Origin of the sequence: Devosia sp. RR2S18 (assembly GCF_030177755.1) — a bacterium.
GTDB lineage: Bacteria > Pseudomonadota > Alphaproteobacteria > Rhizobiales > Devosiaceae > Devosia > Devosia rhizosphaerae.
In genome coordinates this window covers 2,172,602-2,196,355 of record NZ_CP126539.1, presented here as the reverse complement: position 1 = coordinate 2,196,355, position 23,754 = coordinate 2,172,602, and the positions used below count along the sequence as shown (strand labels likewise).

20 protein-coding genes are annotated in these 23,754 nt (G+C 60.6%); 6 read left to right on the top strand and 14 right to left on the bottom strand.

The features are described from left to right. Positions 1-44 precede the first annotated feature (44 nt). A complete protein-coding gene (locus tag QOV41_RS10880; RefSeq protein ID WP_284576538.1) occupies positions 45-1,853 on the bottom strand; it encodes an IlvD/Edd family dehydratase in 1,809 nt (602 codons plus the stop codon). A 283-nt stretch (positions 1,854-2,136) separates the two neighbouring features. On the opposite strand from QOV41_RS10880, the gene QOV41_RS10875 reads away from it, so the two are divergent. From QOV41_RS10875 to QOV41_RS10860, 4 genes are read left to right on the top strand one after another with little or no spacing between them, the layout of a single operon-like run. Beyond that, complete coding sequence (locus tag QOV41_RS10875; protein ID WP_284576536.1) at positions 2,137-3,069, top strand: 2-dehydro-3-deoxygalactonokinase; 933 nt, start codon at positions 2,137-2,139, stop codon at positions 3,067-3,069. Beyond that, entirely contained in the window at positions 3,069-3,680 is a 612-nt protein-coding gene (locus tag QOV41_RS10870) for a 2-dehydro-3-deoxy-6-phosphogalactonate aldolase (protein WP_284576535.1), read from the top strand. Before QOV41_RS10875 ends, QOV41_RS10870 begins: the two co-directional genes overlap by 1 nt. Further along, positions 3,677-4,555, top strand: coding sequence for an SMP-30/gluconolactonase/LRE family protein (locus tag QOV41_RS10865; protein ID WP_284576533.1), 879 nt, complete (start codon positions 3,677-3,679; stop codon positions 4,553-4,555). Before QOV41_RS10870 ends, QOV41_RS10865 begins: the two co-directional genes overlap by 4 nt. A gap of 8 nt (positions 4,556-4,563) precedes the next feature. Further along, on the top strand, positions 4,564-6,522 hold the full coding sequence (locus QOV41_RS10860) for a beta-galactosidase (protein ID WP_284576532.1): 1,959 nt from the start codon (positions 4,564-4,566) through the stop codon (positions 6,520-6,522). On the opposite strand, the gene QOV41_RS10855 is transcribed toward QOV41_RS10860, so the two are convergent. Next, a complete protein-coding gene (locus QOV41_RS10855; protein WP_284576530.1) occupies positions 6,491-8,251 on the bottom strand; it encodes a ComEC/Rec2 family competence protein in 1,761 nt (586 codons plus the stop codon). The genes QOV41_RS10860 and QOV41_RS10855 overlap by 32 nt on opposite strands. Positions 8,252-8,711: 460 nt before the next feature. Here QOV41_RS10855 and gltX point away from each other — a divergent pair, with 460 nt between their 5' ends. Both gltX and gltA read left to right on the top strand, forming a co-directional pair. Further along, complete coding sequence (gene gltX / locus QOV41_RS10850; RefSeq protein ID WP_284576528.1) at positions 8,712-10,127, top strand: glutamate--tRNA ligase; 1,416 nt, start codon at positions 8,712-8,714, stop codon at positions 10,125-10,127. 147 nt (positions 10,128-10,274) lie between these two features. Then, positions 10,275-11,564: a citrate synthase gene (gene gltA, locus QOV41_RS10845; RefSeq protein ID WP_284576526.1), complete on the top strand. Its 1,290-nt coding sequence runs from the start codon at positions 10,275-10,277 to the stop codon at positions 11,562-11,564. On the opposite strand, the gene QOV41_RS10840 is transcribed toward gltA, so the two are convergent. From QOV41_RS10840 to rpsB, 12 genes are all read right to left on the bottom strand, one after another. Further along, positions 11,551-12,699: a lipid-A-disaccharide synthase gene (locus tag QOV41_RS10840; protein ID WP_284581276.1), complete on the bottom strand. Its 1,149-nt coding sequence runs from the start codon at positions 12,697-12,699 to the stop codon at positions 11,551-11,553. The genes gltA and QOV41_RS10840 overlap by 14 nt on opposite strands. After that, positions 12,699-13,505 carry an acyl-ACP--UDP-N-acetylglucosamine O-acyltransferase gene (gene lpxA, locus QOV41_RS10835; protein ID WP_284576524.1) on the bottom strand — a complete coding sequence of 269 codons (807 nt, stop codon included), beginning with the start codon at positions 13,503-13,505 and terminating at the stop codon, positions 12,699-12,701. Before lpxA ends, QOV41_RS10840 begins: the two co-directional genes overlap by 1 nt. Continuing rightward, positions 13,502-13,978, bottom strand: a complete 477-nt coding sequence (fabZ, locus tag QOV41_RS10830; protein ID WP_284576522.1) for a 3-hydroxyacyl-ACP dehydratase FabZ — start codon at positions 13,976-13,978, stop codon at positions 13,502-13,504. The genes lpxA and fabZ overlap by 4 nt, the downstream gene beginning before the upstream one ends. Next, positions 13,975-15,003: a UDP-3-O-(3-hydroxymyristoyl)glucosamine N-acyltransferase gene (gene lpxD, locus QOV41_RS10825; protein WP_284576521.1), complete on the bottom strand. Its 1,029-nt coding sequence runs from the start codon at positions 15,001-15,003 to the stop codon at positions 13,975-13,977. The genes fabZ and lpxD overlap by 4 nt, the downstream gene beginning before the upstream one ends. A gap of 72 nt (positions 15,004-15,075) precedes the next feature. Next, positions 15,076-17,190, bottom strand: coding sequence for an outer membrane protein assembly factor BamA (gene bamA / locus QOV41_RS10820; protein WP_284576519.1), 2,115 nt, complete (start codon positions 17,188-17,190; stop codon positions 15,076-15,078). A gap of 183 nt (positions 17,191-17,373) precedes the next feature. After that, positions 17,374-18,510: an RIP metalloprotease RseP gene (gene rseP, locus QOV41_RS10815; protein ID WP_284576517.1), complete on the bottom strand. Its 1,137-nt coding sequence runs from the start codon at positions 18,508-18,510 to the stop codon at positions 17,374-17,376. Between the two features lie 28 nt (positions 18,511-18,538). Continuing rightward, positions 18,539-19,393, bottom strand: coding sequence for a phosphatidate cytidylyltransferase (locus tag QOV41_RS10810; RefSeq protein WP_284576515.1), 855 nt, complete (start codon positions 19,391-19,393; stop codon positions 18,539-18,541). Further along, positions 19,390-20,151, bottom strand: coding sequence for an isoprenyl transferase (locus QOV41_RS10805; protein WP_284576514.1), 762 nt, complete (start codon positions 20,149-20,151; stop codon positions 19,390-19,392). The genes QOV41_RS10810 and QOV41_RS10805 overlap by 4 nt, the downstream gene beginning before the upstream one ends. Before the next feature lie 32 nt (positions 20,152-20,183). Continuing rightward, positions 20,184-20,744, bottom strand: coding sequence for a ribosome recycling factor (gene frr / locus QOV41_RS10800; RefSeq protein WP_284576512.1), 561 nt, complete (start codon positions 20,742-20,744; stop codon positions 20,184-20,186). 26 nt (positions 20,745-20,770) lie between these two features. Next, positions 20,771-21,481: a UMP kinase gene (gene pyrH, locus QOV41_RS10795; RefSeq protein ID WP_284576510.1), complete on the bottom strand. Its 711-nt coding sequence runs from the start codon at positions 21,479-21,481 to the stop codon at positions 20,771-20,773. A gap of 190 nt (positions 21,482-21,671) precedes the next feature. After that, entirely contained in the window at positions 21,672-22,598 is a 927-nt protein-coding gene (gene tsf, locus QOV41_RS10790) for a translation elongation factor Ts (protein WP_284576508.1), read from the bottom strand. A 71-nt stretch (positions 22,599-22,669) separates the two neighbouring features. Beyond that, the gene (gene rpsB, locus QOV41_RS10785; protein ID WP_284576506.1) at positions 22,670-23,440 is read right to left on the bottom strand and encodes a 30S ribosomal protein S2; all 771 of its coding nucleotides are present in this window, start codon (positions 23,438-23,440) and stop codon (positions 22,670-22,672) included. Positions 23,441-23,754 lie beyond the last annotated feature (314 nt).

The following is a 23,754-nucleotide window of genomic DNA, read 5'->3' as shown; positions in this document are numbered from 1 at the left end:
CTGACATGAGACAAGGCCCGCCGATTGGCGGGCCTTCTGCATTCCTAGTGATTGTCGCGAGGGACGCCGTTGGTCTGGGCAATCCGCTGATATTTGTCAGCGCCTCGGAGAATCGCCCCCTCGCCCAGCTGGCCAACGATGTTGCGCTGGATTTCCTGCCAGGGTGTCTGATGGGCTGGGTATTTGTAGCCGCCCGTTTCGGCCAGTTGCTGACGGCGGGACGCGATTTCCTCGTCCGAAATCAGGATGTCGGCTTCACCCTTGTTGAGATCGATGCGAACCCGATCGCCAGTCTGGAGAATGGCGAGGTTGCCGCCAGCTGCCGCTTCTGGCGAAGCGTTGAGGATCGAGGGAGAGCCAGAAGTACCCGACTGACGACCATCACCGATGCAAGCTAGGGAATGGATGCCCTTCTTGATGAGGTAATCGGGTGGCCGCATGTTCACCACTTCAGCCGCACCAGGGTAGCCGATGGGCCCCGCGCCGCGCATGAACAGGAGCGTGTGCTCGTCGATCTCGAGCGACGGATCATCGATCCGGTGGTGGTAATCCTCAGGCCCGTCGAACACCACGGCCTTGCCTTCGAACATGCCGGGATGCACCGGGTCCGAAAGGTAGCGCTCCTTAAATTCGGGCGAGATCACGCTGGTCTTCATGATGGCATTGTCGAACAGATTGCCACGGAGCACCAGGAAGCCCGCTTCGCCCTTGAGCGGCTGATCGAAGGGACGGATGACCTTGTCGTCCTGAATGGGCGTGCTGCGGCAATTCTCACCAATGGACTTGCCGTTGACCGTGGGCGCGCCCTCGCGGATCAGTCCCTGCTTCATCAGCTCGTTTACGACGGCCGGAACGCCGCCGGCGTGATAGTAGTCCTCGCCTAGATACTCACCAGCCGGCTGCAGGTTGACCAGCAGCGGCACCTTGTGGCCGTGCTCCTGCCAGTCATCGATGTTGAGCTCGACGCCGATGTGCTTGGCAATCGCGTTGATATGGATGGGCGCGTTGGTCGAGCCGCCAATAGCGGAGTTCACGACGATGGCGTTGACGAAATTGTCCTTGGTCAGAATGTCGGAGGGCTTGAGGTCCTCATGCACCATGTCGACGATGCGCTTGCCGGTGCGGTACGCGATTTCCTGCCGGTCGCGGTAAGGCGCAGGGATCGCCGCCGAGCCCGGAAGCTGCATGCCGAGCGCCTCGGCCAGCGAGTTCATCGTGGTCGCCGTCCCCATGGTGTTGCAGTAGCCGGTCGAAGGTGCCGAAGACGCCACAAGTTCGATGAACTGCGGGTAGTCGATTTCGCCAGCGGCCATCATCTGGCGAGCTTTCCACACGATGGTGCCCGAACCGGTGCGTTCGCCCTTGTGCCAGCCATTGAGCATGGGCCCAACAGACAGGGCAATGGCCGGGATGTTGACCGTCGCCGCACCCATCAGCATTGCCGGCGTGGTCTTGTCGCAGCCAATGGTGAGCACCACACCATCCAGCGGATAGCCGTAAAGCACTTCAACGAGGCCAAGATAGGCGAGATTGCGGTCGAGCCCGGCAGTTGGCCGCTTGCCGGTTTCCTGGATCGGATGAACCGGAAACTCGATTGCAATGCCGCCGGCCTCGCGAATGCCTTCGCGAACACGCTCGGCGAGGACCATGTGGTGCCGGTTACAAGGGCTGAGATCCGAGCCTGTCTGGGCGATGCCGATGATCGGCTTGCCGGACTGCAATTCCTCGCGAGAGACACCGAAATTCATGTAGCGCTCGAGATAAAGCGCGGTCATGTCGGGATTGTCTGGATTGTCGAACCAGGCTCGCGAGCGCAGCTGCTTGGGCGCGCCGTTGCCATTACCTGCCGTCATCTGTCGTATCTTTCCTTGAGTGGCCGTCGGCGCAAGCGCCAACGTTGGAACAGTTCTAACACGGCTGCACCGAGATTAAATGCCTTGGCACCGAAAAAATCATACTAATGATCGGAAGTGGAGAACCCGTCGCGACCTGCCGCAACGCGCGTCGGGCCTTACTCAAGGAGGAGACAGGTCGACCCGGCCGTCCTTTGCTGTCGCGACGCAGGCGGAGAATGGGGCTGGCTGGAATTAGATTCGGTCACTAGTGTCGCCCGCCGAGGCGGACGGGGAGAATAGATTGAGCGCCAAGATGGATTGGATAGCGGTGGACTGGGGCACATCCAACCTCAGGGTCTGGGGCATCGCTGCCGATGGCTCGGTGATTTTTGAGCGCCGCTCCGACAAAGGCATGGGCAAGCTCCAGCGCGACCAATTCGCTGGTGTTCTGATGGAGCTTCTCGCCGACACTGGACAAGAGGGCCAGCCCACTGAAGTCTTGGTTTGCGGCATGGCGGGCGCCCGGCAGGGTTGGATGGAGGCGCCATATTTGGAGGCACCTACCGATCTGCGCGATCTTGCTGCAGGCGCAGTATACCCAGCAATGCCAGACACTCGCTATCGAGTCGCAATCCTGCCTGGCGTCTGTCAGCGCGGCGGCAATGACAACGTCATGCGTGGTGAAGAGACACAGCTGCTTGGCCTCGCGGCCACTTACACGGACTTCGCGGGCGTTGTCTGCATGCCCGGCACTCACTCCAAATGGGCTGTGCTCGATGGCACAAGGATTGAGCGGTTCTCGACCGCCATGACCGGAGAGCTGTTCGAAGTCCTGCGCACGCAATCAGTGCTGCGGCACTCCTTGCAGGGTGATCTCGACGGCCCAGCACGCGCGGAAGGCTTCGAGGCAGGCGCGATGGCCGGGCTCAAGAATCCGGGTCAGCTGCTTGGGCGGCTGTTCGAGATCCGCGCCGGTTCGCTGCTGTCCGATCGCCAGCCCGACTGGTGCGCCGGTTTTCTATCCGGGCTACTCATCGGTGCTGAAATTGGCGCCAATCGGCAGCTGATCGGTACCGCTCCGGTACCGCTCATAGGCTCACCGGCTCTTTGCGCCCTATACGCGCAAGTGCTGGAGTGGGCCGGAGCAAAGGGTGAATCCGTGGACGCCACCACTATTGTACTCGCGGGATTGAAAGCCGCCCGTGACCGCACCGCTAGATCGGAATTGATCTGATGAACCACAGACATCTCATTGCTATCCTTCGCGGCATCACGCCATCAGAAACTATCCCCGTCTGCGAGCAACTGATTGCCGCAGGCGTGACCATGATCGAGGTGCCGCTCAACTCACCCGATGCACTTATCAGCATCGAGCGGGCGGCCGAGCACCTGGGCGGCGATGCCATGATTGGCGCGGGAACCGTGCTGAGCGTGGCGGATGTGCAGGCCGTCGCCAGTGCGGGAGGCACATTCGTCGTATCGCCCGATACAAATGATCAGGTGATCGGCGAAACGAGACGCCGCAATCTCCTGTCCTACCCGGGTGTATTTACCCCCAGCGACGCCTTCTCTGCCATTCGGGCTGGCGCGACGGGGTTGAAGTTCTTCCCCGCTGAGGTGCTCGGTCCCAAGGGGATAAAGGCCATGCGTGCTGTGCTGCCTCCCGAACTGCCGGTTTATGCCGTGGGGGGAGCGAACCCGGACAATTTCCATGAATACTTCGCAGCTGGTTGCACTGGCTTCGGACTCGGCACCTTCCTCTATAAGCCTGGGGTCACCGCCAGCGAGGTTGGAGACCGGGCGCAGAAGGCTGTAGCTGCCTATGACATTGGGAGCACCGCATGACCGAAAAAGCATCCCTTCTCATCGACAGCCGCTGCTCACTTGGCGAGGGCCCGTTCTGGCACCCAGGGCGACAGCAGCTGTTCTGGTTTGACATCAACAACAAGGCGATGTTTGCCGCCACGCCCGAAGGTGAAGTTGCACAGCGGTGGGAGCTACCCGAGATCGTCGCGGCAGGTTCGATCATCGACCATGACAATCTGGCGGTGGTGACGGAAACCGGGCTCAAGCGCTTTCACCTCGAGCACGGCATGGGCGAGACCATCATGCCGATCGAGGCGGACAAGACAGCAACACGCTGCAACGACAGCCGCGTGCACCCCTCCGGCGCGTTTTGGATCGGCACCATGGACCGCGGCAATGAGGAAGGTGCCATCGGTGCGCTCTATCACTACCGATCGGGCAAGCTGACGCCGCTCAAGACCGATATCCGCATCCCCAATGCAACCTGCTTTGCGCCCGATGGCCGCACCACCTATTGGACGGATACACCCACCAAACAAATCCTCAAGGTGGCTACCGATCCTGAGACGGGTCTGCCCGTCGGCGAGTGGGAGCTCTTTGCCGACGTTTCGGATGAACCTGGCTATCCCGACGGCGCCGTCGTCGACAGCGAAGGCTATTTGTGGAACGCCAAATGGGGCGGCGCCTGCGTCGTTCGTCACGCACCGGACGGAAGCATCGAGCGGACCATCGAAGTGCCTGTAAGCCAAGTCAGTTGCCCCGCGTTTGGCGGACCAGACCTCAAGACGATGTTCCTGACCACCGCCAACAAGACCATGAGCGCCGAGCAACTCGCCAAGGAGCCGACGGCAGGGGGCATCTTCTCCATCAAGCTTGATGTCGCCGGCCTCGCCGAACCCGACCTCGCACTCTAGAGACCATCATGACCGCACCCAGCCTCGGCGTCTGCTATTATCCCGAACATTGGCCCGAGGACTGGTGGGAGCGTGACGCCGCCCGTATGGCCGAGGTGGGTATCCAATGGGTCCGCATCGGCGAGTTCGCCTGGTCGCGGCTGGAGCCCACGCCCGGCAACCTCCAGTTCGATTGGCTCATCCGAGCCATGGACGTGCTTGGACAGCATGGGCTCAAGGTCGTTTTCGGCACCCCGACCGCAACGCCGCCGCGCTGGATGATCGACAAGCATCCCGACATGCTGCCGGTCGATGCGCAGGGGCGAACGAAGGGTTTCGGCTCGCGCCGGCACTATGACTTTTCACATCTCGGCTATCGCGAGGAATGCCGGCGGATCGTGCAACTGCTCGCCAATGCCATCGGCGACCATTCGGCTTTGGGCGCGTGGCAGACCGATAACGAATATGGCTGCCACGGCACGACCTATTCCTACTCCAAGGCGGCTCGGGACGGCTTCCGCATTTGGCTGGCGGAGAAGTACGGCACCGTGGATGCGCTGAACGCCGCCTGGGGCAATGCCTTCTGGTCCATGGAATACAACAGCTTCGACCAGATCGAACTACCCAACCTCCTTGTTTGCGAGCCCAACCCCGTCCACGATCTGGATTTTCGCCGCTATGCGTCGGATCAGGTCAGCGCCTTCAACAAGGTGCAGTTCGACGTGCTCAAGGCTCGGCGCGCCGACCTGCCGGTCATCCACAATTTCATGAGCCGGTACACCGAGTTCGACCATTACGACCTCGGCGAGAGCATCGATATCGCGAGCTGGGATTCCTACCCGATCGGTCATCTGGCAGTCAGCGACGAACCGGTGGAGATCAAGCGGCAGTATCTTCGCCAGGGCGACCCCGACAACGCCGCTTTCCATCACGATCTCTATCGAGCCGTAGGCCACGGGCGCTGGTGGATCATGGAGCAGCAACCTGGGCCGGTGAACTGGGGAAATTTCAATCCCGATCCCCTGCCCGGCATGGCGCGGCTTTGGGCCTGGGAGGCATTTGCCCATGGTGCGGAAGTCGTCTCTTTTTTCCGGTGGCGGCAGGCCCCCTTTGCGCAGGAGCAGATGCATGCCGGCCTCTTGCGGCCCGATAATGAACCGGCGCCGGCGTTCCTTGAGGCGATGCAAGTCGCCGAGGAGCTTGAGAGTACCGGCCTTGCCGGAAAGGCTAGCAAGGGGCGCGTTGCGATCGTCTATGACTACCAAAGCGAGTGGGCTTGGGACATACAACCCCAGGCGCAAGGGTTCAGCCACGGCGCCCATGCCCGCGCGCTCTATGCGGTGTTCCGCAAGCACGGCATCGACATCGACGTTCTGCCGCCCTCGACCAAGAGCTTCGATGGCTATGATATCCTGGCCATACCGGCGCTGTTTGCCTGGAATGAAACCCTCCGGGCTGCCATATCCGAGTTCGAAGGGCGGGTGCTGATCGGGCCGCGCTCCGGGTCCAAGACCGAGGACTTCTCAATTCCCGCTCGCCTGCCACCGGACCTGCCCAGCGATCTGCTGGACGTAAAGGTTCTGCGGGTCGACAGCATTCCATCTGACGTGGAAGTGGAGGTGAATGGGGGCGGCGCCGTTCATCACTGGCGAGAACGGCTCGAGACCAGCGCCGAAGTCATCATCGAAGATGCCAAAGGCTGGCCCGTGCTGGTTTCGCAGGGCCGCCTCTTCTATCTCGGAGCAAGCGGTAATCGCGCGTTGATCCAGCGGGTAGCCGATCATCTTGTCGCTGAGGCTGACTTGCCGATCCTAAGCCTTCCTGCCGGCGTCCGGTGCCGGGTACGGGGTGGTTTCCGGGTCTATGTGAACTATGGTGCTGGCGCAGCATCGCTATTCCCGGCGGACGACGAGACCGGCTATGTGCTTGGCTCCGCCGACATACCGGCCGCCGGTGTCACGGTTGCGCGACTCGCCACGGCCGGTTGAGATTAGAAATGGCGGGGCGGATTTCGAACTGCCCTGCCCCGTCCTGCCATCGCAACCAGTGAACACCGCCTCGAGCCAAGTCATCTGCATCGATGACCTGCCCGCCTGTGCAGGTCGCCGGAACTGGGATACGGGCGATCAAAAGGTCATGTGCACCGCAATCATCGGGCAGTGCTGCTACGTTCTTGACGACAGCCACCGTGAAGCGCGGCGTTCGAACGATGCAACCCAGGCTGTCGCAAGTGGTCGCGTCTGCACTCGCTGCGATTTCTTCTTGGAAGTGCTCGGACCAGGCGTCGACTGCGAAGCTTCCGGTCCGCCCCGTCGCAAGCCCCAGCCCTGTATCGGCACGTACCGCTACGGCTTGGGTGCTGTCCGCGATAAGAATGTCGGGCCGGCTGTCTAGTGCAAAGAGCAGGATCAAAGGGACCGCAAGTGCCGGGCCGATCAATCGCCACCAGTTCTGAAAATACGCAAACCAGGCAAGCGCCCCAAGGCTCAAGAGCAGAGCCGAACTGGTCAGCAGCGGGTTACCGGTAAGGCCGTTGCTCCAGCCGGCCACCAAGACCGCACAATCGAACATCCGGTCTATGCCCCAGCCCATGATCGAGACGAAGGGCGCTTCGAGACCGAGTGGCATCATAAGCACTGAGAGAACGGCAAACGGCATAATAACAAGGCTGACGAGCGGCAGCACGAGCACATTGCCAACTACCCCGAGCGGCGCTGTCTGTTGGAAGTGATAGGCAGAGAACACGAGTGTTGCCGTTCCGGCGATGAAGCTGGTCATCGCTGCCGTCCAGACTAGGGACCATAGCCGGTTGACCCAGCCCGCCTCCCTCTCGGGACTGCGCCTTGGCATCTCATAGGCGCCGATAAGTGCGACGACGGCGGCGAAAGACAACTGAAAGCTGGCGCGGAAGACGCTCGCTGGATCGATAGCAATGATGACGAGGGCTGCAAACGCCACGTTCCTCATAGTCAGCGCCCGCCTCCCGGCAAGGACTGCGCCGAAGACAAGGGCCAGCATCAGGGTCGAACGGAACGCCGGTACATTGCCGACACCGCCGGCGAGAAGGAGGTAACCGAACGCCGCCACCAGTCCGCCAAGGGCAGCGAGCTTCTTTGTCGGCAAAGCCGTTGGGAGCGATGGAGCGGCTGCCATCAGGAGCCGCAACAGCCAATAAATGCCGCCTGCAACGATGGACAGGTGCAGCCCCGAAATCGAGTAAATATGCGCGAGGCCAGACGCTGCCATGACATCACGGGTGTCGTCCGCGATAACACTCTGGTCGCCAACGACCATGGCCCGGCCGATCGCGGCAGATGCATCATCCAGAATGGCGTCAATGCGACTTCCGATCGCCATGCGGGTGGCGTCGGTCATGCGAGTGGGGTCAGAGGCACCGCCACTGCTCACCAGTTCAAAGTTGCTCGTCACCGTTCCGTAAGCGCCGACACCATCAAAACAGGCGTGAAACTGCCCATCATGGGTTCCGGGCAGCACAGGACCGGCCACCGGGGCCAGGCGCAAGGATGCACGAATGTGGTCGCCCGGGGCGACTGCAGGGCTCGAAGGGACCACTAGGCGGGCGCGTCGGATCTCCAGCATGCGTTCCCCGGGTGCGGGGGCCAGGCCAGAGACTACTACTCGGCGCGCTTGCTCTGTCGCGGAGAGCACTTCATCTACGCGCGCTTCATAGAGGCCGTAGACCGGCCGCACGAGCATAGCCGTCCCAAGCCAGTGCCCATGCAAAGGCAGGAGGCACAAGCCAACATAAAGGCGCCCAGCAAGCCCACTACTGATAGGCTCCCGTGCCGCAGCCGCAGTAGGAAGAGAGCGCCGAGAAGCAAAGCACAGAATAGGAGGGCCCACCCGCTCGGCTCGCCTGGCAGGCCGGCATATGTCGTCAGTCCCAAAATCGTTGCGAAGGGAGCAAGCACAAAGACGCGGCGCGCACCCGCGGCATCCGCTGCGGCTCTCATCAGGGTGGCAAATGGTGTCCATTGAAACGGATTAGTGGGAGTTCGCCCGGCCAACCGCAGAGGACCATGCGGTGGCAGTGGTGGCGTCACCTTCCTATCCTGGCCGAGTGTTTCTGTGCTCGACACCCGCCCGGCCCCCGCCCTTGCGCTCGTGCTGCTCTATGCTACACACGGCATCGATTTCCTCCAAGCATCCCGGTTCCATGTCTCAGGTCGTTACCCGCTTCGCCCCCTCGCCCACCGGCTACCTGCACATCGGTGGTGCCCGCACGGCCCTATTCAGCTGGGCCTATGCCAAGAAGATGGGCGGGGAGATGCTGTTGCGCATCGAGGATACCGATCGCGAACGATCCACCGATGCGGCAGTTACCGCACTGATCAACGGATTGAAGTGGCTCGGGCTCGATTGGTCTGGGGAGCCAATCAGCCAGTTCGCACGCGCAACCCGGCATGCCGAGATTGCGCATGAACTCGTGAAGAAGGGGCATGCGTACTACTGTTATTGCTCGCCTGCGGAACTGGACCAGATGCGCGAGGAAGCGCGCGCTTCCGGCAAGCCGCCGCGCTACAACGGCTTTTGGCGCGACCGCGACCCGGGCGAAGCACCAGAAGGAGTGGCGCCGGTCATCCGCATCAAGGCCCCGCTCTCAGGCGACATCGTCGTGGAAGACCACGTGCAGGGCAAGGTCGTCTTTAAGGCCGAGAACCTCGACGACTTCATCATCCTCCGCTCAGATGGCACGCCAACCTACATGCATGCAGTCGTCGTGGACGATCACGACATGGGGGTCACTCACATCATCCGCGGCGACGACCACCTCACCAACGCTGCTCGCCAGATTGTCATCTACAACGCCATGGGGTGGACCATTCCCGAGATGGCGCACATCCCGCTCATTCACGGACCAGACGGCGCCAAGCTCTCCAAGCGCCACGGCGCGCTCGGGGTCGAAGCGTATCGGCAGATGGGTTACCTGCCCGAAGCCCTGCGAAACTACTTGGCGCGTCTGGGCTGGAGCCATGGCGACGACGAAATCTTCTCGACCGATCAAATGGTCGATTGGTTCAGCCTTGATGGCCTCAACAAGGGTGCCGCGCGCTTCGACTTCGTCAAGCTCGAGAACATCAACGGTCACTATATCCGCGAAAGTCAGCCGGAGTATCTATACGACGTGATGGTGGCAACGGCCGAGGAGCTTGGTCGCGATGAGGACTTGGCGGGCCTGCGCGGCAATCGCGAGACGGTGCTTTCCGCCCTCCCCGAACTGCAGCCGCGCGCCAAGACGGTGCTGGAGCTGATCGACTTGGCGCAGTTCATCTACGCCGTCCGGCCTATCATTGCTGATGCTGCGGCATCAGCCCTGCTGACCAGCGACTCGCAATCCCTTTTGGGCGATGTCGCCGAGACACTTCGCGGACTGAATGAGTGGAATGTTCCGGCAATCGATGCCGCCATGCGGACGTTTGCCGAGGCGAAGGGGCTCAAGCTGGGCAAAGTGGCTCAACCGCTCCGCGCAGCCCTGACGGGGCGAACTGTGTCGCCGGGCATTTTCGAAGTTATGGTGTTGATAGGCCGCGAGGAAACCATGGCGCGGCTGGCTGATCAGACTGGCGCTTGAGTGGCGCAGGAGGGTAAGTCCTTCTTACCTATTGGTTGCTTCTGGAGGGACAAAGCTGATACCTCTCCGGGGCAAAGACGAATGCAAATCTGCCGGTCCCAACAGCCACTTTCCTCGGCTGCGTTGCGGACCTTCGAGGAGAGCTGAATGACCGACCAAGTTGCAAAACTAGTCATCGGAGACCAGACGTTCGAATTCCCGGTGCTCTCCGGCACCGTCGGGCCTGATGTGATCGATATCCGGTCGCTTTACGCCAAGACCGGTCTCTTCACCTACGACCCTGGCTTCACATCAACGGCAGCCTGCGACAGCTCCATCACCTATATCGACGGGGACAAGGGCGAACTGCTCTATCGCGGCTACCCGATCGACCAACTGGCGGAAAAAAGCAGCTATCTCGAGGTCTGCTATCTCCTGCTCTACGGCGAACTGCCGACCAAACAAAAACTGGCTGAGTTCGATCAGCTCGTCACCCGCCACACCATGGTGCACGAGCAGATGCACTATTTCTACCGTGGCTTCCGTCGTGACGCGCACCCGATGGCGATCATGACCGGTGTGGTAGGAGCCATGGCGGCGTTCTACCATGACTCTACCGACATCAACGATCCTCAGCAGCGCGAGATCGCCTCGATCCGCATGATCGCCAAGATGCCGACCATTGCGGCCATGGCGTACAAGTATTCGGTTGGCCAGCCCTTCGTTTACCCGCGTAACGACCTCGATTATGCGAGCAATTTCCTCCACATGTGCTTCTCGGTGCCCGCTGAAGAATACAAGGTGGATCCGCGCATTGCGCGCGCCATGGACCTGATCTTCACGCTCCATGCCGATCACGAGCAGAACGCCTCGACATCGACAGTGCGCCTCTCCGGTTCGTCGGACGCCAACCCGTTTGCCTGCATTGCGGCGGGCGTGGCTTGCCTCTGGGGTCCCGCTCATGGTGGCGCCAACGAGGCAGCGCTCAACATGCTGCGCGAGATCGGCACGGTCGACCGGATCCCCGAGTTCATTGCCCGGGCCAAGGACAAGAGCGACCCATTCCGCCTGATGGGCTTTGGGCACCGCGTCTACAAGAACTACGACCCGCGCGCCACGGTGATGCAGGAGACCGCCAGGGAGGTCCTCGATATCCTTGGGGTCGAGAACAACCCGACGCTTCAGGTCGCCCGCGAACTGGAGAAGATCGCGCTGGAGGATCCCTACTTCGTGGAGCGCAAGCTCTACCCGAACGTCGACTTCTATTCGGGCGTGATCCTGGACGCGATCGGATTCCCCACTTCCATGTTCACCGTGCTCTTTGCTGTCGCGCGCACCGTCGGCTGGATTTCGCAGTGGAAGGAAATGATCGGCGATCCGCAGAAGAAGATCGGTCGCCCGCGCCAGCTCTATAATGGCTCGCCCATGCGGGACTATGTCGAGCTCAGCGCCCGCTGAGCTCGTGCCAATGCGCCAGGATCCGCTCGGCGGCGTCCTGGCGGGGTGCCATCCCGGTGCCCTTCTCCATCAGATCACCCAGCGCGCTGAAAGCATCAACCTGCTTTTGGCGCGCTGTTTTTTGTTCGAGCAATCCACGAAGGGCTTCCAGGACCGTCTCGTGATTGGCACGTTCCTGTACGAGTTCGGGAACGATCGGCTCGCCAAGAATGATGTTGGGCAAAGACACCGCAGGCTTGCCGAGTTTCTCGAAGGCACGAGCCTGATGGGCATCCATGACATAGCTCACGACCATTGGAACGCCGGCAAGGGCGAGTTCGAGGGTGGCAGTGCCCGAGACGACGAGCGCCAGCGTGGCCCGACTATAGAGCTCCGCTCTGGCTTCTCGGCTTGCCGTCACTGATACCGGCACTGCCCATCCTGCCGTTTCTGTCTCCAGCCGCTGGAACAGATGCGGCAATGTCGGGACTACCACTTCCTTGATGCCGTGCTGTCGGGCTAGGTCTACGACGACCTGCTTGAAAAGGGGCAAGTGCCGGCGCAGTTCGCCATCCCGACTGCCCGGAAGCAGGATCAGCGGCCCGGATGCAGCAGCGGTTCTTGTCGGCAGGCGTTCCTTGAGCGCAGGGTGACCGACATAGGAGGTCTTGGGTCCGCCGAGCCGCTCCATCACCTCAGGTTCAAAAGGAAGCACAGCAAGCACTTCGTCAAACCAGCGCTTGAGCTTGGCGGCACGTTGCGGTGCCCGTGCCCACACCGAAGGGGCAACATAGAGGATGAGACGGCCGCGATAGCCGAGCGAACGAAGGCGCCGCCCCAGCAACGCTGAAAAGTCCTGCGCATCGACCAAGACGACAATGTCAGGATTGCCCCGACGTATCGCACGCGCGGACTGCTCAATGCGCCAGAGCAAAAGCGGCAGCCGTTTTAGTACGTCGCTGATCCCCATGACCGACAAATCGGACATAGGAAAGAGAGGCTTCAGCCCCTCCGCTATGAGATCGTGCCCCCCTACCCCGCTGATAGCGAGAGGAACACGCTGTTTGAGCCTAACAACTAAGTCCGCAGCAATGCGGTCGCCAGATGGCTCACCCGCCAGAATAAAGAGCTTTAGCGGAGCGGACTCCGGTGGCATCATTCAGCTAATTGGCCATTGCGCGGCAGCAGAACCGGGCGCTCCGCTGCGGCGATAAAGCGGACGACGTCCTGCACGAGTGGATCTGCCTTGAACAATTCAGCGGCGTCATCGACGCGCTCCCGCAAAGTGCCTTCACTCGCAAAGATCATGCGGTAGGCGGCACGCAGACGGTGGATGGCCTCGCGGTCGAACTTTCGACGGCGCAGCCCGACCAAATTGAGCCCGGTAAGAACAGCGCGATTGCCCACGGCCATCCCGTAGGGAATGACGTCCCCATCGACCATCGACTGGGCGCCAACAAAGGCATGTGCCCCAATGCGAGTGAACTGATGCACAACGCAAGTGCCACCGAAGATCACATTGTCGCCGATCTGGCAGTGGCCTGCGATGCCGACATAGTTGGCCATGATGACGTTGTTGCCGAGGACGGCATCATGCGCCACGTGCGAACTCGCCATCAGCAGACAATCATTGCCGATCTTAGTGACCATGCCGCCGTTTTCGGTGCCAGGGTTGATTGTCACCGATTCTCGGATGGTACAGCGCTCCCCAATAACGAGCCGGGAGTCTTCGCCGTGATACTTCAGATCCTGCGGCTGGTGCCCTACTGCCGCGAACGGGAAGATGCGGGTGCCGGCGCCAACTTCGGTATTGCCGTCAATGGAGACGTGCGAGACCAGCTCAACCCCGTCGCCTAGAACGACTCTGTCGCCGACTATGCAATAGGGACCGATCTTGACCCCCTCGCCGAGACGGGCCGAGTTACCGACGATTGCCGTCGGATGAATGCTCGCAGCGCTCACTGATCCGCCTTCACGATCATCGCGGTGATCTCAGCCTCGGCAATGATGGTGCCGTCCACGATCGCCTTCGCCTCATAGCGGCCGACATTGCGCCGCCGCTGAATCTTGGCGATGTGAAACTCGATGATGTCACCTGGGCCGGCGGGCTTGCGGAACTTGGCCTTGTCGACGCCCAGCATCAGAACGACGTTCTTGCCCCCCTCATTTGCGTCGTGCTTGATGACAATCGCGCCGGCGGTCTGGGCCATCCCCTCGATGATCAGCACACCTGGAAATATAGGGTTTCCCGGAAAGTGACCCTGGAAGATAGGCTCGTTGTAGGTGACGTTCTTGATGCCTACAGCGGTCTCGTCGCCGTTGATCTTGATGATCTTGTCGATCATCAGAAAGGGATAGCGATGCGGCAGCGCCTTGAGGATCTCGGCAAGGCTCATGGCCGAGAGTTCGGTGTCTTGGCTAAGGCTGTCGTTCATCCGCGCTTTTCCCCTTTAGACAATTTGCGCATGGCGGCCATTTCCCGCCAAAAATCTCGTATGTCTTGTGCCGGAGCTCCGGCAAGCTTCGACCCTGGTGGCCAATTCTTGGTGACAGCGGCGCGCCCATGCACCACAGATCCAGCGCCGATGGTGAGGTGACCTGAGGTGCCTACCCCACCGCCCATTAGCACGCCGTCTTCCAGCGTTGTGGATCCAGAAAGTCCGCTCATGGCAGCGATCAGGCAGTTGCGCCCGATCCGGCAGTTGTGGCCGATCTGCACGAGGTTATCGATCTTTGTGCCTTCGCCGATTACTGTGTCGCCGAGTGCGCCACGATCAATCGTGCTGTTGGCACCGATCTCCACCCCATTTTGCACAAGCACCCGCCCTAGCTGCGGCAATTTTCGATTGGTTTGACCGAAGTCTAACCAGCCGAACCCCTCGGTACCGATCCTGACGCCGGAGTGGATCACCACATCATTGCCGATATGGGCGCAGTCGATCGTGGAGTTTGGCGCGATGGTACAGTTGCGTCCAATCGTGACACCCGGTCCGATCACCGTATTGGCACCAACAACAGTGCCGCGGCCAATCTCCACGCCGCAACCAACGACTACATTGGACCCGATGGTGACATCACGCTCAAAAACTGGTGGGCCAAGATCCTCGCGCGCATCGGCAATCGCGCCGCGGGTGCTAGCGGGGTAGAGATAGTCGAGAATGTCGGCAAACAGATGGTGCGGCTTGGGATGGACAATCGCCATCGTGTCAGCCGGCACCGCGTCACGCATGGCCGGCAGTACGATCACCGCACCTGCACAGGTTGAGCGCAATTCCTCGAGGTAGCTGGTGTGCGCAGCCAAGGCGATGTCATAGGGACAGGCAACATCGAGGTCTGTGGCCCCCTCGACCAGCCATTCAGGGCTGGTGAGGTCAGCGGCGAATTCGCCTTGGTTCAGGCTATCAAGGATAGCCCTGATAGAGGCAGGTCCGGCGAAGCGATGAAAACGAGTATCGACCATGGTGCCATTTCAAATAGTTGAGCCGCGGCGCTACCGCCCCGCGGCTCAACAAGCTCTTTCACGCTCTGGCGTCTAGAACAAGGTCTGCATGGTCAACTGAAAGACCTGAGTGCGGTCATCCGTCGACTTGTTGAGCACGTGAGCGAAATCGCCACGTAGCGGGCCGAACGGTGAATCCCAGATCAGCGAGGCGCCAACGGAGGTACGCCATGGCTGGTCTTGGCTGTCGGGATCGAACGTGCCCGAACCAGTGTTGGGCAAACCGTCCACCCAACCAGCGTCTGCCCAGACGGCACCGCTGAGGCCATAGCTTTCCGGGAAGACCGGAAGAGGGAACTCGATTTCGGCAGAAACACCGGCGAACATGGTGGCACCCAGATACTCGCCACTCTCAAGGCGCGGACCAAACCCGCGACCTTCAAAACCACGAACAAGCTGCGAACCTGGCGTGAAGGCCTCAACCGCGTGCACACCCGAGTCATCAAGGGCATTCACGATACCCGCTTGACCCCGGACGCTACCGACAATCCCGCTGTCCTCCATAAGAGGCACGAAGTAACGGGCGCGGGCTTCGGTCCGGATCAGGTTGTGATCCCAACCAATATACTGCTGGCTGAAGGTCGCGTAGAGACCCTCTGTTGGGCTCCGAACATCGTCCACACCCGCATAGGTCAGCGTGTAGCCAACAAAGGCCTTGTGGAACTCCTGATCATCGCTAACCAACTGCGACCGCGGACCCTCCTCGTCCACAATAACCTTACGCTCGCCGCCAGCGAACACCGTTGCACTGAGTTCTTCAGTGATCGGCACGCCGAAGCGGAGCTGACCGCCGGTCGACTGCGAGCCATAGTAGTTGCTGGAGCCTTCCTGGAGGATACGGTGATAGGCATCGACGCCGGCAGAAACCCGCAGACCCATGAAGCGCGGTTCGGTGAAGGAGAAGTCAAAGGTGCGGCCGTTCTGCGAAGCGCCAATGGCGGCACGCAGGTACTGGCCACGACCGAGGAAGTTACGCTCGGTCAGGGAAACCTCACCCAGGATACCGTCGCTGGTGGAGTAACCGGCCGTCGCACCATATTCACCGGTGGAAGTCTCAGTCACATTGACGTTGAGAACGATCTGATCGGGAGATGAGCCAGGAGCAGTCGTGATCTCGACGGTCGAGAAGAACCCGAGGTCATTGATGTTTTCGCGGCCACGCACCACCAGGGCACGGTTGAAGGGGTCGCCTTCACCAAATTCCAACTCACGACGAATGACGAAGTCGCGCGTCTTGGTATTACCGGTGATGTTGATCCGCTCAACATAGACCCGAGCACCCTCGTCAACGAGGTAGGTGATGTTGAACCTGCCGGTTGCCACGTCACGATCAAGCCGGGCGCGCACGTCAGCAAAGGAATAGCCCTGAGTCGTGGCCTGATAGGCCATATCCTCGATGGTCTCCTGCAGGTCGCTGACGGAGTAGCGGCTACCCTGATTGGTCTGCACAGTGCCACGCAGCGCGTCGGTGTTGAGACCAGTGATGCTGGTCTCGATACCCACATTGCCGAACTCGTAGCGCTGGCCTTCATTCACCGTGAAGTTGATGAAGTAGGCGTTCTTGGCGGCGTCATACTGATCGACCGATGTCACCTGCGCATCAGGAAAACCCCGATTGGCGTAGTAGAGGCGAATCCGCTCGCGATCGACAGCGAGCTTTTGCTCATTGTAGCTGTCATCCTTGAACAACCAGCTCAGGAAGCCAGTCTCCTTGGTCAACAGCGCGCTCTTCAGCGTGCCCGCATCAATGGAGTTATTCCCGGTGAAGTTGATGGCGGCAATGCCAGCCCTCTCACCCTCGTTCACCACAAAAGTCACCCGCACGCGACCATCGGCAGTCGCCTCGGTCCGGGCAGCTACGGAGACAGAAAGAAATCCGTCACGATCATAGGCCTGGCGAATGCTCTCAATGTCGGCAGCCAAGCGCTGCTGAGTGAAAATCCCTGAGGCGGAAATATCCACCATCTCAAGCAACTGAGCATCGGAGAACCGCCGATTACCCTCGAACAGCACCGAGCCGACCAGCTGCTCCTGAGCCTGGGCACTAGCAACGCCGAGCAGCGGAACACCTGACCCGACGAGCGGAGCCGCGCACATGATTGCTAGCGCAGAAACAGCGCCGCGCATCAGCTTGGTGGGATCGATCATATTTTTATTGCCTCTGCGACCAGGCTTGGGGTCTCGCCATGCACAGCGCTCCCCCAAGCAGACTCCATTGCACCGTTTTACCGCCTTTTTAACCAAGGACAAGGCGTAAGCCCCGTCGAGGTTAGCAAATGCTTGGTGCCCTTGTATTCCTGCAACACCTCGCGAACCAAAGTTAACAACGAGTTAACGGAAGATTCCGAAGTAAGCGAAGATCGTATCATTGAAGAGCGTAAACACCATCAAAGCCAGTACAAGCGCGAATCCAAAGCGGAAACCGATCTCCTGAACTTTCATGCTGAGCGGACGCCCCCTAACAGCTTCGAGCAGATAGTACACGAGATGTCCACCGTCGAGCATCGGAATTGGCAGGAGATTGAAGATTCCGATGTTGAGCGACAGCAACGCCGTCAGGTTAATCAGCGCTATGACGCCGAGAGTGGCGACTTCTCCTGACACCTTGGCGACCTTTACCGGTCCCCCAAGTTGCTCGACATCACCCCGGCCAACGAAGAAGTCCCCCAGAAAGGCTGCCGTCCGCTCGACGATGAAGCGAATCTCCTCGAAGGTCATGCCGACGGCTTCCACAGGCCCCGGACGGTAGAGCGTCACATCAGCCTCGGCGATATCCCGGCTCACCCCGATACGGCCGATGCGCTGCGTGTTGCCGAACCTGTCTTCGGTTTCGACAGCCTCGGGTACCAGAATTAGCGTCTCGGTCGCGCCATCGCGAGCCAAAGAGAGCGTAACCTGACGCTCTGGAGCGGTCGCCACGTAGCGCTGGAAGTCTTCGAATCCGCGCACCGCGTAGCCGTCCACCGACTGGATGGTGTCACCAGGTTCGAGCCCCGCGGCTTCCGCCACCGAGCCGGGGAGTACCTCACCAATCACCGGGGGTACGGTATAGCGCCCATACCCCAACAACAGCGCGTACAGGATCAGAAAGGTGAGCAGCACGTTGGCGATTGGGCCGGCGGCAACCACCGCAATACGTTGCCAGACGTTCTTGTTGACGAAGAGATGTGGCGCCAAAGCTGGGTCAACCTTCTCGGCCGCAGCCGGGTCAGGAAGGCTCGCCGCGTTCATGTCGCCGACGAATCGAACATAGCCGCCCAGGGGAACCGCCGAAATCCGCCAACGTGTCCCGTGCTTGTCGTTCCAACCAATGAGTTCGCGCCCAAATCCGATCGAGAAGGTATGGATGGCTACGCCGTTCCAGCGGGCCACCAGATAGTGGCCCATCTCATGCACGAACACGATCACGGTCAGCACCGCCAAGAACGGTACGACGTATGAAAGCAGCCAAAAAACGAAGTCGAACATGGTAGTTCCCAGGTGGCGGGCCTCAGTCCTACCAGTAGAGCAGTCCCTCGGCCACTGAATCAAAGCCGGCGTTTGCCGCTCCGATGAACAGCACCAACACTATGCCGAATGTGAGGCTATCAAGGCGGTCCATCAGTCCGCCGTGTCCGGGGATAATGTCGCCGCTGTCCTTGATGCGGAAGAACCGTTTCAAAGCGCTCTCGCAGAGATCGCCGGCCTGCCCCAGAATGCTGATTAAAGCCGACAGAGCCAGTCCGATCCACCACGGGGAGTCCGTCACCGCTATCCAAACTAGCAGCCCAGCGCCAGTGCCGAGAGCGAGCCCACCCAGCGCACCCGACCAGGTCTTGGAGGGGGAAATATCGGGAGCAAGTTTCTCCCCACCAATCTGGCGTCCAGTGAAGAAGGCTGCCGAGTCGGTCATCCAGACTATGGTGCCCAGGTAAAGCCCTGCCCAAACTCCCGCCAGGGTATCCCCACGGAGGGCCAGCGCTGCGATGATGATGATCCCGTAGATCACCAGACCCAGAACGCGCCACCAAGCGCCCTCCCCGCGCATTGCCAGGGCAACGACACAGGCTAGAGCAATGACCACGCCCGACCCTGCCGCCCCCCAAAGGGGAAAGCCCAGTGCGGAGAGCGCCACCAAGCCGATCAGCACTATTCCAGGTGGGGTGAGCGGCGCCCGCGAGACCATGGTTTCCCACTCGCGATAGGCCCCCCCGAAGGCCACTCCAACCACGGCTGCGAAGAAGTAACTGCCGATATAGAGGGCGCCCACGGTGATCGCGATGAGGACCAATGCCGAAGCGAGCCGTGGTCCCAAATCAGCCCAGGCCCGCCGTCGGGGCGGCTCAACGGATGGTTCGCGGGAATCGCTCAAGGTAGCTTCGCCTCAACGCCGCCGAAACGGCGCTCCCGGTGGGAGTAGGTTTCCAGAACGCGTACGAAGCTCGCTTCGTCAAAATCGGGCCAGTTCTCGTCAACGAAGACAAACTCGGAATAGGCCGACTGCCACAGGAGAAAGTTCGAGATCCGCTGCTCTCCGCTGGTCCTGATGATGAGATCAGGATCGGGCAGGCCCGCGGTGTAGAGAGCCGCTTCAATGGTAGCTTCGGTGATCTCTTCGGCACGCAAGCGCCCAGCCGCGACTTCAGCCGCAATGCGCCGGGTCGCATCGGCAATTTCAGCCTTGCCGCCGTAATTGAACGCCACGATCAGTACGAGACCGGTGTTCCGGGCTGTTTTGGCTTCGACGTCATCGATGAGCCGCACGAGCGACTCCTCCAGTCCAAGGCGGGAGCCGATGATGCGGACTTGAACGTTGCCGCGGATCAGCTTTTGCAAATCCGATGCAACGAACCGCCGCAGGAGATTGAAAATGAAGGAGACCTCGTCCTTGGGACGCGTCCAGTTTTCTGAGGAGAAACTGAACACTGTCAGGTGACCAACGCCGTAGTTGATGCACAGCTCGACGAGCCGACGGAGGGCTTTGACGCCCTCGATGTGCCCCTCAGTGCGCAATTTGCCGCGCGCCTGAGCCCAACGGCCATTGCCATCCATGATGACGCCCAAATGCGCAGGGATGCGCAAACGGGTTTGCTGCACGCGCTTAACTGAAACGGCCGGATCCATAGACATCCACGCCCTCCCGGCGTAGCGCAGCGAGGTCCTTAGACCTGCATGATTTCCTGTTCCTTGGACGCAACGATCTGATCGATCTCGGTCACGGCGTCGTCGGTTGCCTTCTGAACCAGCTCCGACTGCTTCTTGGCATCGTCCTGGCTCATGTCGCCGTCTTTCTCGGCTTTCTTGAGCGCGTCCATCCCATCACGGCGCACATGGCGGACAGCCACGCGGGCCTGCTCGGCATAATTGTGAGCGACCTTGGCCAGTTCCTTGCGACGCTGCTCATTCAACTCGGGCAAAGGAACGCGGATGACCTGTCCTTCCCCCATGGGGTTGAGGCCAAGCCCGCTGTCACGAATGGCTTTCTCGACGGCGTTTGCCATGGACCGATCCCAAACCTGCACGCTCAGCATACGCGGCTCGGGCACGGTAACGGTCGCAACCTGGTTCAGCGGCATGCGAGAACCGTACGCTTCCACAGTCACAGGCTCCAGTAGGCTCGCGCTGGCTCGGCCGGTACGCAAGCCGGACAACTCATCCTTGAGCGATGCGATCGATTTTTGCATCCGGTTCTTGATGTCGGCGAGATCGTAGCTGGTGGCCATTGCTCTGGTCCTTCTGGTCTGGTCCGTTATCCGACGCGGGTTGAACGGGCCGTGCCGGACAGTACACCAGCAAGGCCTGACTCGTCGTTAAGTGCATAGACGATTATCGGCATGCGGTTGTCGCGGGCAAGTGCAAAGGCTGCCGTATCCATCACTCGCAGGTCTTGCCGGAGCACATCCTCAAAGCTTATCGCGTCGTAACGGGTGGCATCGGGGTTTTTCATCGGATCGTCTGAATAGACGCCGTCAACCTTGGTGCCTTTGAGGACCACGTCGCACTCAAGCTCGATTGCGCGCAGCGTCGATGCGGTGTCTGTCGTAAAAAACGGATTACCCGTACCACCCCCGAGTACCACGACCATGCCATCTTCCAGGGCGGATTTGGCTTCGCGTGCGGTGAAAGTATCAGCCACTGAAGGCATGGAGACCGCGCTATAAGGCTTGGACCGAACGCCCTGTCGGCTGATGGCGTTGCTCAGCGCCAGAGCGTTGATCATGGTTCCCAGCATGCCCATCAGATCGGCGGTAACCCGGTCTGTGCCATCTGCAGCACCCGCCATTCCCCTGAAGATGTTGCCGCCACCCACGACAATGGCAATTTGAACGCCGGTCGAGGCGACTTCGGCGATCTGCTTTGCGATACCCTGCAGAAACGGCGGCTCAATGCCAAACGAGTTGTCCCCCGCAAGGGCCTCGCCCGAGACCTTCAGCAGGATACGTTTGTAGGCAGGCGCCATTGCAGTTCCCCGGAGACGATTGTTGATCTGGCGCAGCGCTGACCTGCACCCGCGCAAAACTATGCAGTAGCGTTCCCTAGGGGAAGCGCCATGCCTGTTGCAACGAAAAAGCTAAAGGATGGTGCCGCTCGATCCCGTAGATTGTGCGGGAGAGCAGCGGGCGGACCCCATTGGGGCCCGCCCGCGCCTATTACTTTACGCCGGCGGTCGCGGCGACTTCGGCTGCGAAGTCAGACTCGGTCTTCTCGATACCTTCGCCCAGTGCATAACGGACGAACTTGGTGAGCTTGATCGGCGCCCCAACTTCTTTCTCAGCGTTCTTGATCGCGTCACCGACCTTGGTCTCGCCATCAATCACGAAGGTCTGGGCCAGCAGAGTGACTTCTTCGAAGTACTTGCGCATACGGCCGTCGACCATCTTTTCGGCGATATCAGCTGGCTTGCCGGATTCCTTGACCTGCTCAAGGATGATCGAGCGTTCACGAGCAACCACTTCCTGATCGATGTCCTCGGGGGAGATCGAGAGCGGGTTGGTTGCCGCGATGTGCATCGCCAACTGCTTACCCAGAGTCGCTAGGGCAGCCTTGTCACCAGTGGATTCCAGCGCAACAAGAATGCCCATCTTGCCCAAGCCGGGCTTGACGGCGTTGTGCACATAGCTCTCGACGACGCCATTGGTGACTTCGAGCACCGCCGTGCGACGCAGGTTCATGTTCTCGCCGATCTTGGCGATGGCTTCTGTCAGTTCCGCCGACACCGAGTGGCCGGTTCCGGGGAATGGCATTTCACCAAGCTTGGCGACGTCACCCTCGGCGTCCAGAGCGAGCTTTGCGACGCTGCCAACGATGGTCTGAAACTGCTCGTTGCGCGCAACGAAGTCAGTTTCGGAGTTCACTTCGACAACGGCAGCCTTGTTGCCGGCCGTAGCAACGCCGACCAAGCCTTCAGCAGCGACGCGGTCCGCCTTCTTCGCAGCCTTAGCCAGGCCACGCGTACGCAGCCAGTCAACGGCGGCTTCCATGTCGCCATTGGTCTCAGCAAGGGCCTTCTTGCAGTCCATCATCCCGACGCCAGTCGAGTCGCGGAGCTGCTTGACCATTCCAGCAGTGATTTCCATGGGTTCACCTCTTCGCGGCCCCTTTTGCGGGGCCGCATGGTTCGTGTCAAAAGGAAGTGGCTTGCGCCGGATTAGCCGGCAGCAGCTTCATCGGCCGGCAGATCTTCGGCCGGGGCTTCGGAAGACGCGCCAAGATCAGTGCCCAGTGCGCTCGATGAACGGCCAATACCGTCGATTGCAGCCTTGGACACGAGCGACACATAGAGCTCGAGGGCGCGCGACGCGTCATCATTACCCGGGATCGGGTAGTCGACCGTGTCAGGATCGCAGTTGGTGTCGACGATCGCCACGACGGGGATGCCCAGACGGCGGGCTTCCTTGATCGCGTTGGCTTCCTTGTTGGTGTCGATGACGAAGAGGAGGCTCGGGAGATTACCCATGTCCTTGATCCCGCCCAGGTCACGCTCGAGGCGTTCCTGTTCGCGGCTCATCATCAGACGCTCCTTCTTGGTGCGCAGCGCAAGCTCGTCTTCGCCCATCGACTCCAGCTCACGCAGGCGAGCAATGGAGTTCGAAATAGTCTGCCAGTTGGTGAGCGTACCACCCAGCCATCGCGAATTGACGAAGTACTGAGCCGACTGCTTGGCTGCATCGGCAACCAGCGGCGCGGCCTGGCGCTTGGTGCCCACGAAGAGCACGCGGCCGCCATCGGCAACGGTATCGCTGATCAGCTGCAGCGCGCGGCTAAGCGCGGGAACGGTCTGGCTGAGATCGAGAATGTGAATGTCGTTGCGAACGCCGAAGATGTAGCGTTCCATCTTCGGATTCCAACGGTGCTTCTGGTGGCCGAAATGGACGCCAGCTTCAAGCAATTGACGCATAGAGAAATCGGGCAAAGCCATGATGGCTGCTCCTTATTTACCGGTTGATGCCTCCACGAAGCCTTGCGACGGTTTCCCGCCACCGGATGGTTTTCCGGGATAGTCCGAAAAGCCTGCCTCGTGTGTGAGATTGCGTCGGCACAACAGCCGAACACGAGCGCGATATAGGGCAAGCCTGTGACAAAGGCAAGACTACGCGCTGTCACGCGTCTGAACCGGAACCGCGGGCCTCACCACGCATTTATTAACCATAGACCCGCGCACGCTCGCGGGGGCAAGGGTGAAAACCCCTGAGCGGGGGAGGAAGGGCTTAGAGCTCGCCTCTCCCGCGCTTT

Bases quoted from the DNA above. Each gene is read 5' to 3' on its own strand.
- QOV41_RS10880 (WP_284576538.1), bottom strand. From the start codon at position 1,853: ATGACGGCAGGTAATGGCAACGGCGCGCCCAAGCAGCTGCGCTCGCGA.
- QOV41_RS10870 (WP_284576535.1), top strand. From the start codon at position 3,069: ATGAACCACAGACATCTCATTGCTATCCTTCGCGGCATCACGCCATCA.
- QOV41_RS10865 (WP_284576533.1), top strand. From the start codon at position 3,677: ATGACCGAAAAAGCATCCCTTCTCATCGACAGCCGCTGCTCACTTGGC.
- QOV41_RS10860 (WP_284576532.1), top strand. From the start codon at position 4,564: ATGACCGCACCCAGCCTCGGCGTCTGCTATTATCCCGAACATTGGCCC.
- QOV41_RS10855 (WP_284576530.1), bottom strand. From the start codon at position 8,251: ATGCTCGTGCGGCCGGTCTACGGCCTCTATGAAGCGCGCGTAGATGAA.
- gltX (WP_284576528.1), top strand. From the start codon at position 8,712: ATGTCTCAGGTCGTTACCCGCTTCGCCCCCTCGCCCACCGGCTACCTG.
- gltA (WP_284576526.1), top strand. From the start codon at position 10,275: ATGACCGACCAAGTTGCAAAACTAGTCATCGGAGACCAGACGTTCGAA.
- QOV41_RS10840 (WP_284581276.1), bottom strand. From the start codon at position 12,699: ATGCCACCGGAGTCCGCTCCGCTAAAGCTCTTTATTCTGGCGGGTGAG.
- fabZ (WP_284576522.1), bottom strand. From the start codon at position 13,978: ATGAACGACAGCCTTAGCCAAGACACCGAACTCTCGGCCATGAGCCTT.
- lpxD (WP_284576521.1), bottom strand. From the start codon at position 15,003: ATGGTCGATACTCGTTTTCATCGCTTCGCCGGACCTGCCTCTATCAGG.
- bamA (WP_284576519.1), bottom strand. From the start codon at position 17,190: ATGATCGATCCCACCAAGCTGATGCGCGGCGCTGTTTCTGCGCTAGCA.
- rseP (WP_284576517.1), bottom strand. From the start codon at position 18,510: ATGTTCGACTTCGTTTTTTGGCTGCTTTCATACGTCGTACCGTTCTTG.
- QOV41_RS10805 (WP_284576514.1), bottom strand. From the start codon at position 20,151: ATGTCTATGGATCCGGCCGTTTCAGTTAAGCGCGTGCAGCAAACCCGT.
- frr (WP_284576512.1), bottom strand. From the start codon at position 20,744: ATGGCCACCAGCTACGATCTCGCCGACATCAAGAACCGGATGCAAAAA.
- pyrH (WP_284576510.1), bottom strand. From the start codon at position 21,481: ATGGCGCCTGCCTACAAACGTATCCTGCTGAAGGTCTCGGGCGAGGCC.
- tsf (WP_284576508.1), bottom strand. From the start codon at position 22,598: ATGGAAATCACTGCTGGAATGGTCAAGCAGCTCCGCGACTCGACTGGC.
- rpsB (WP_284576506.1), bottom strand. From the start codon at position 23,440: ATGGCTTTGCCCGATTTCTCTATGCGTCAATTGCTTGAAGCTGGCGTC.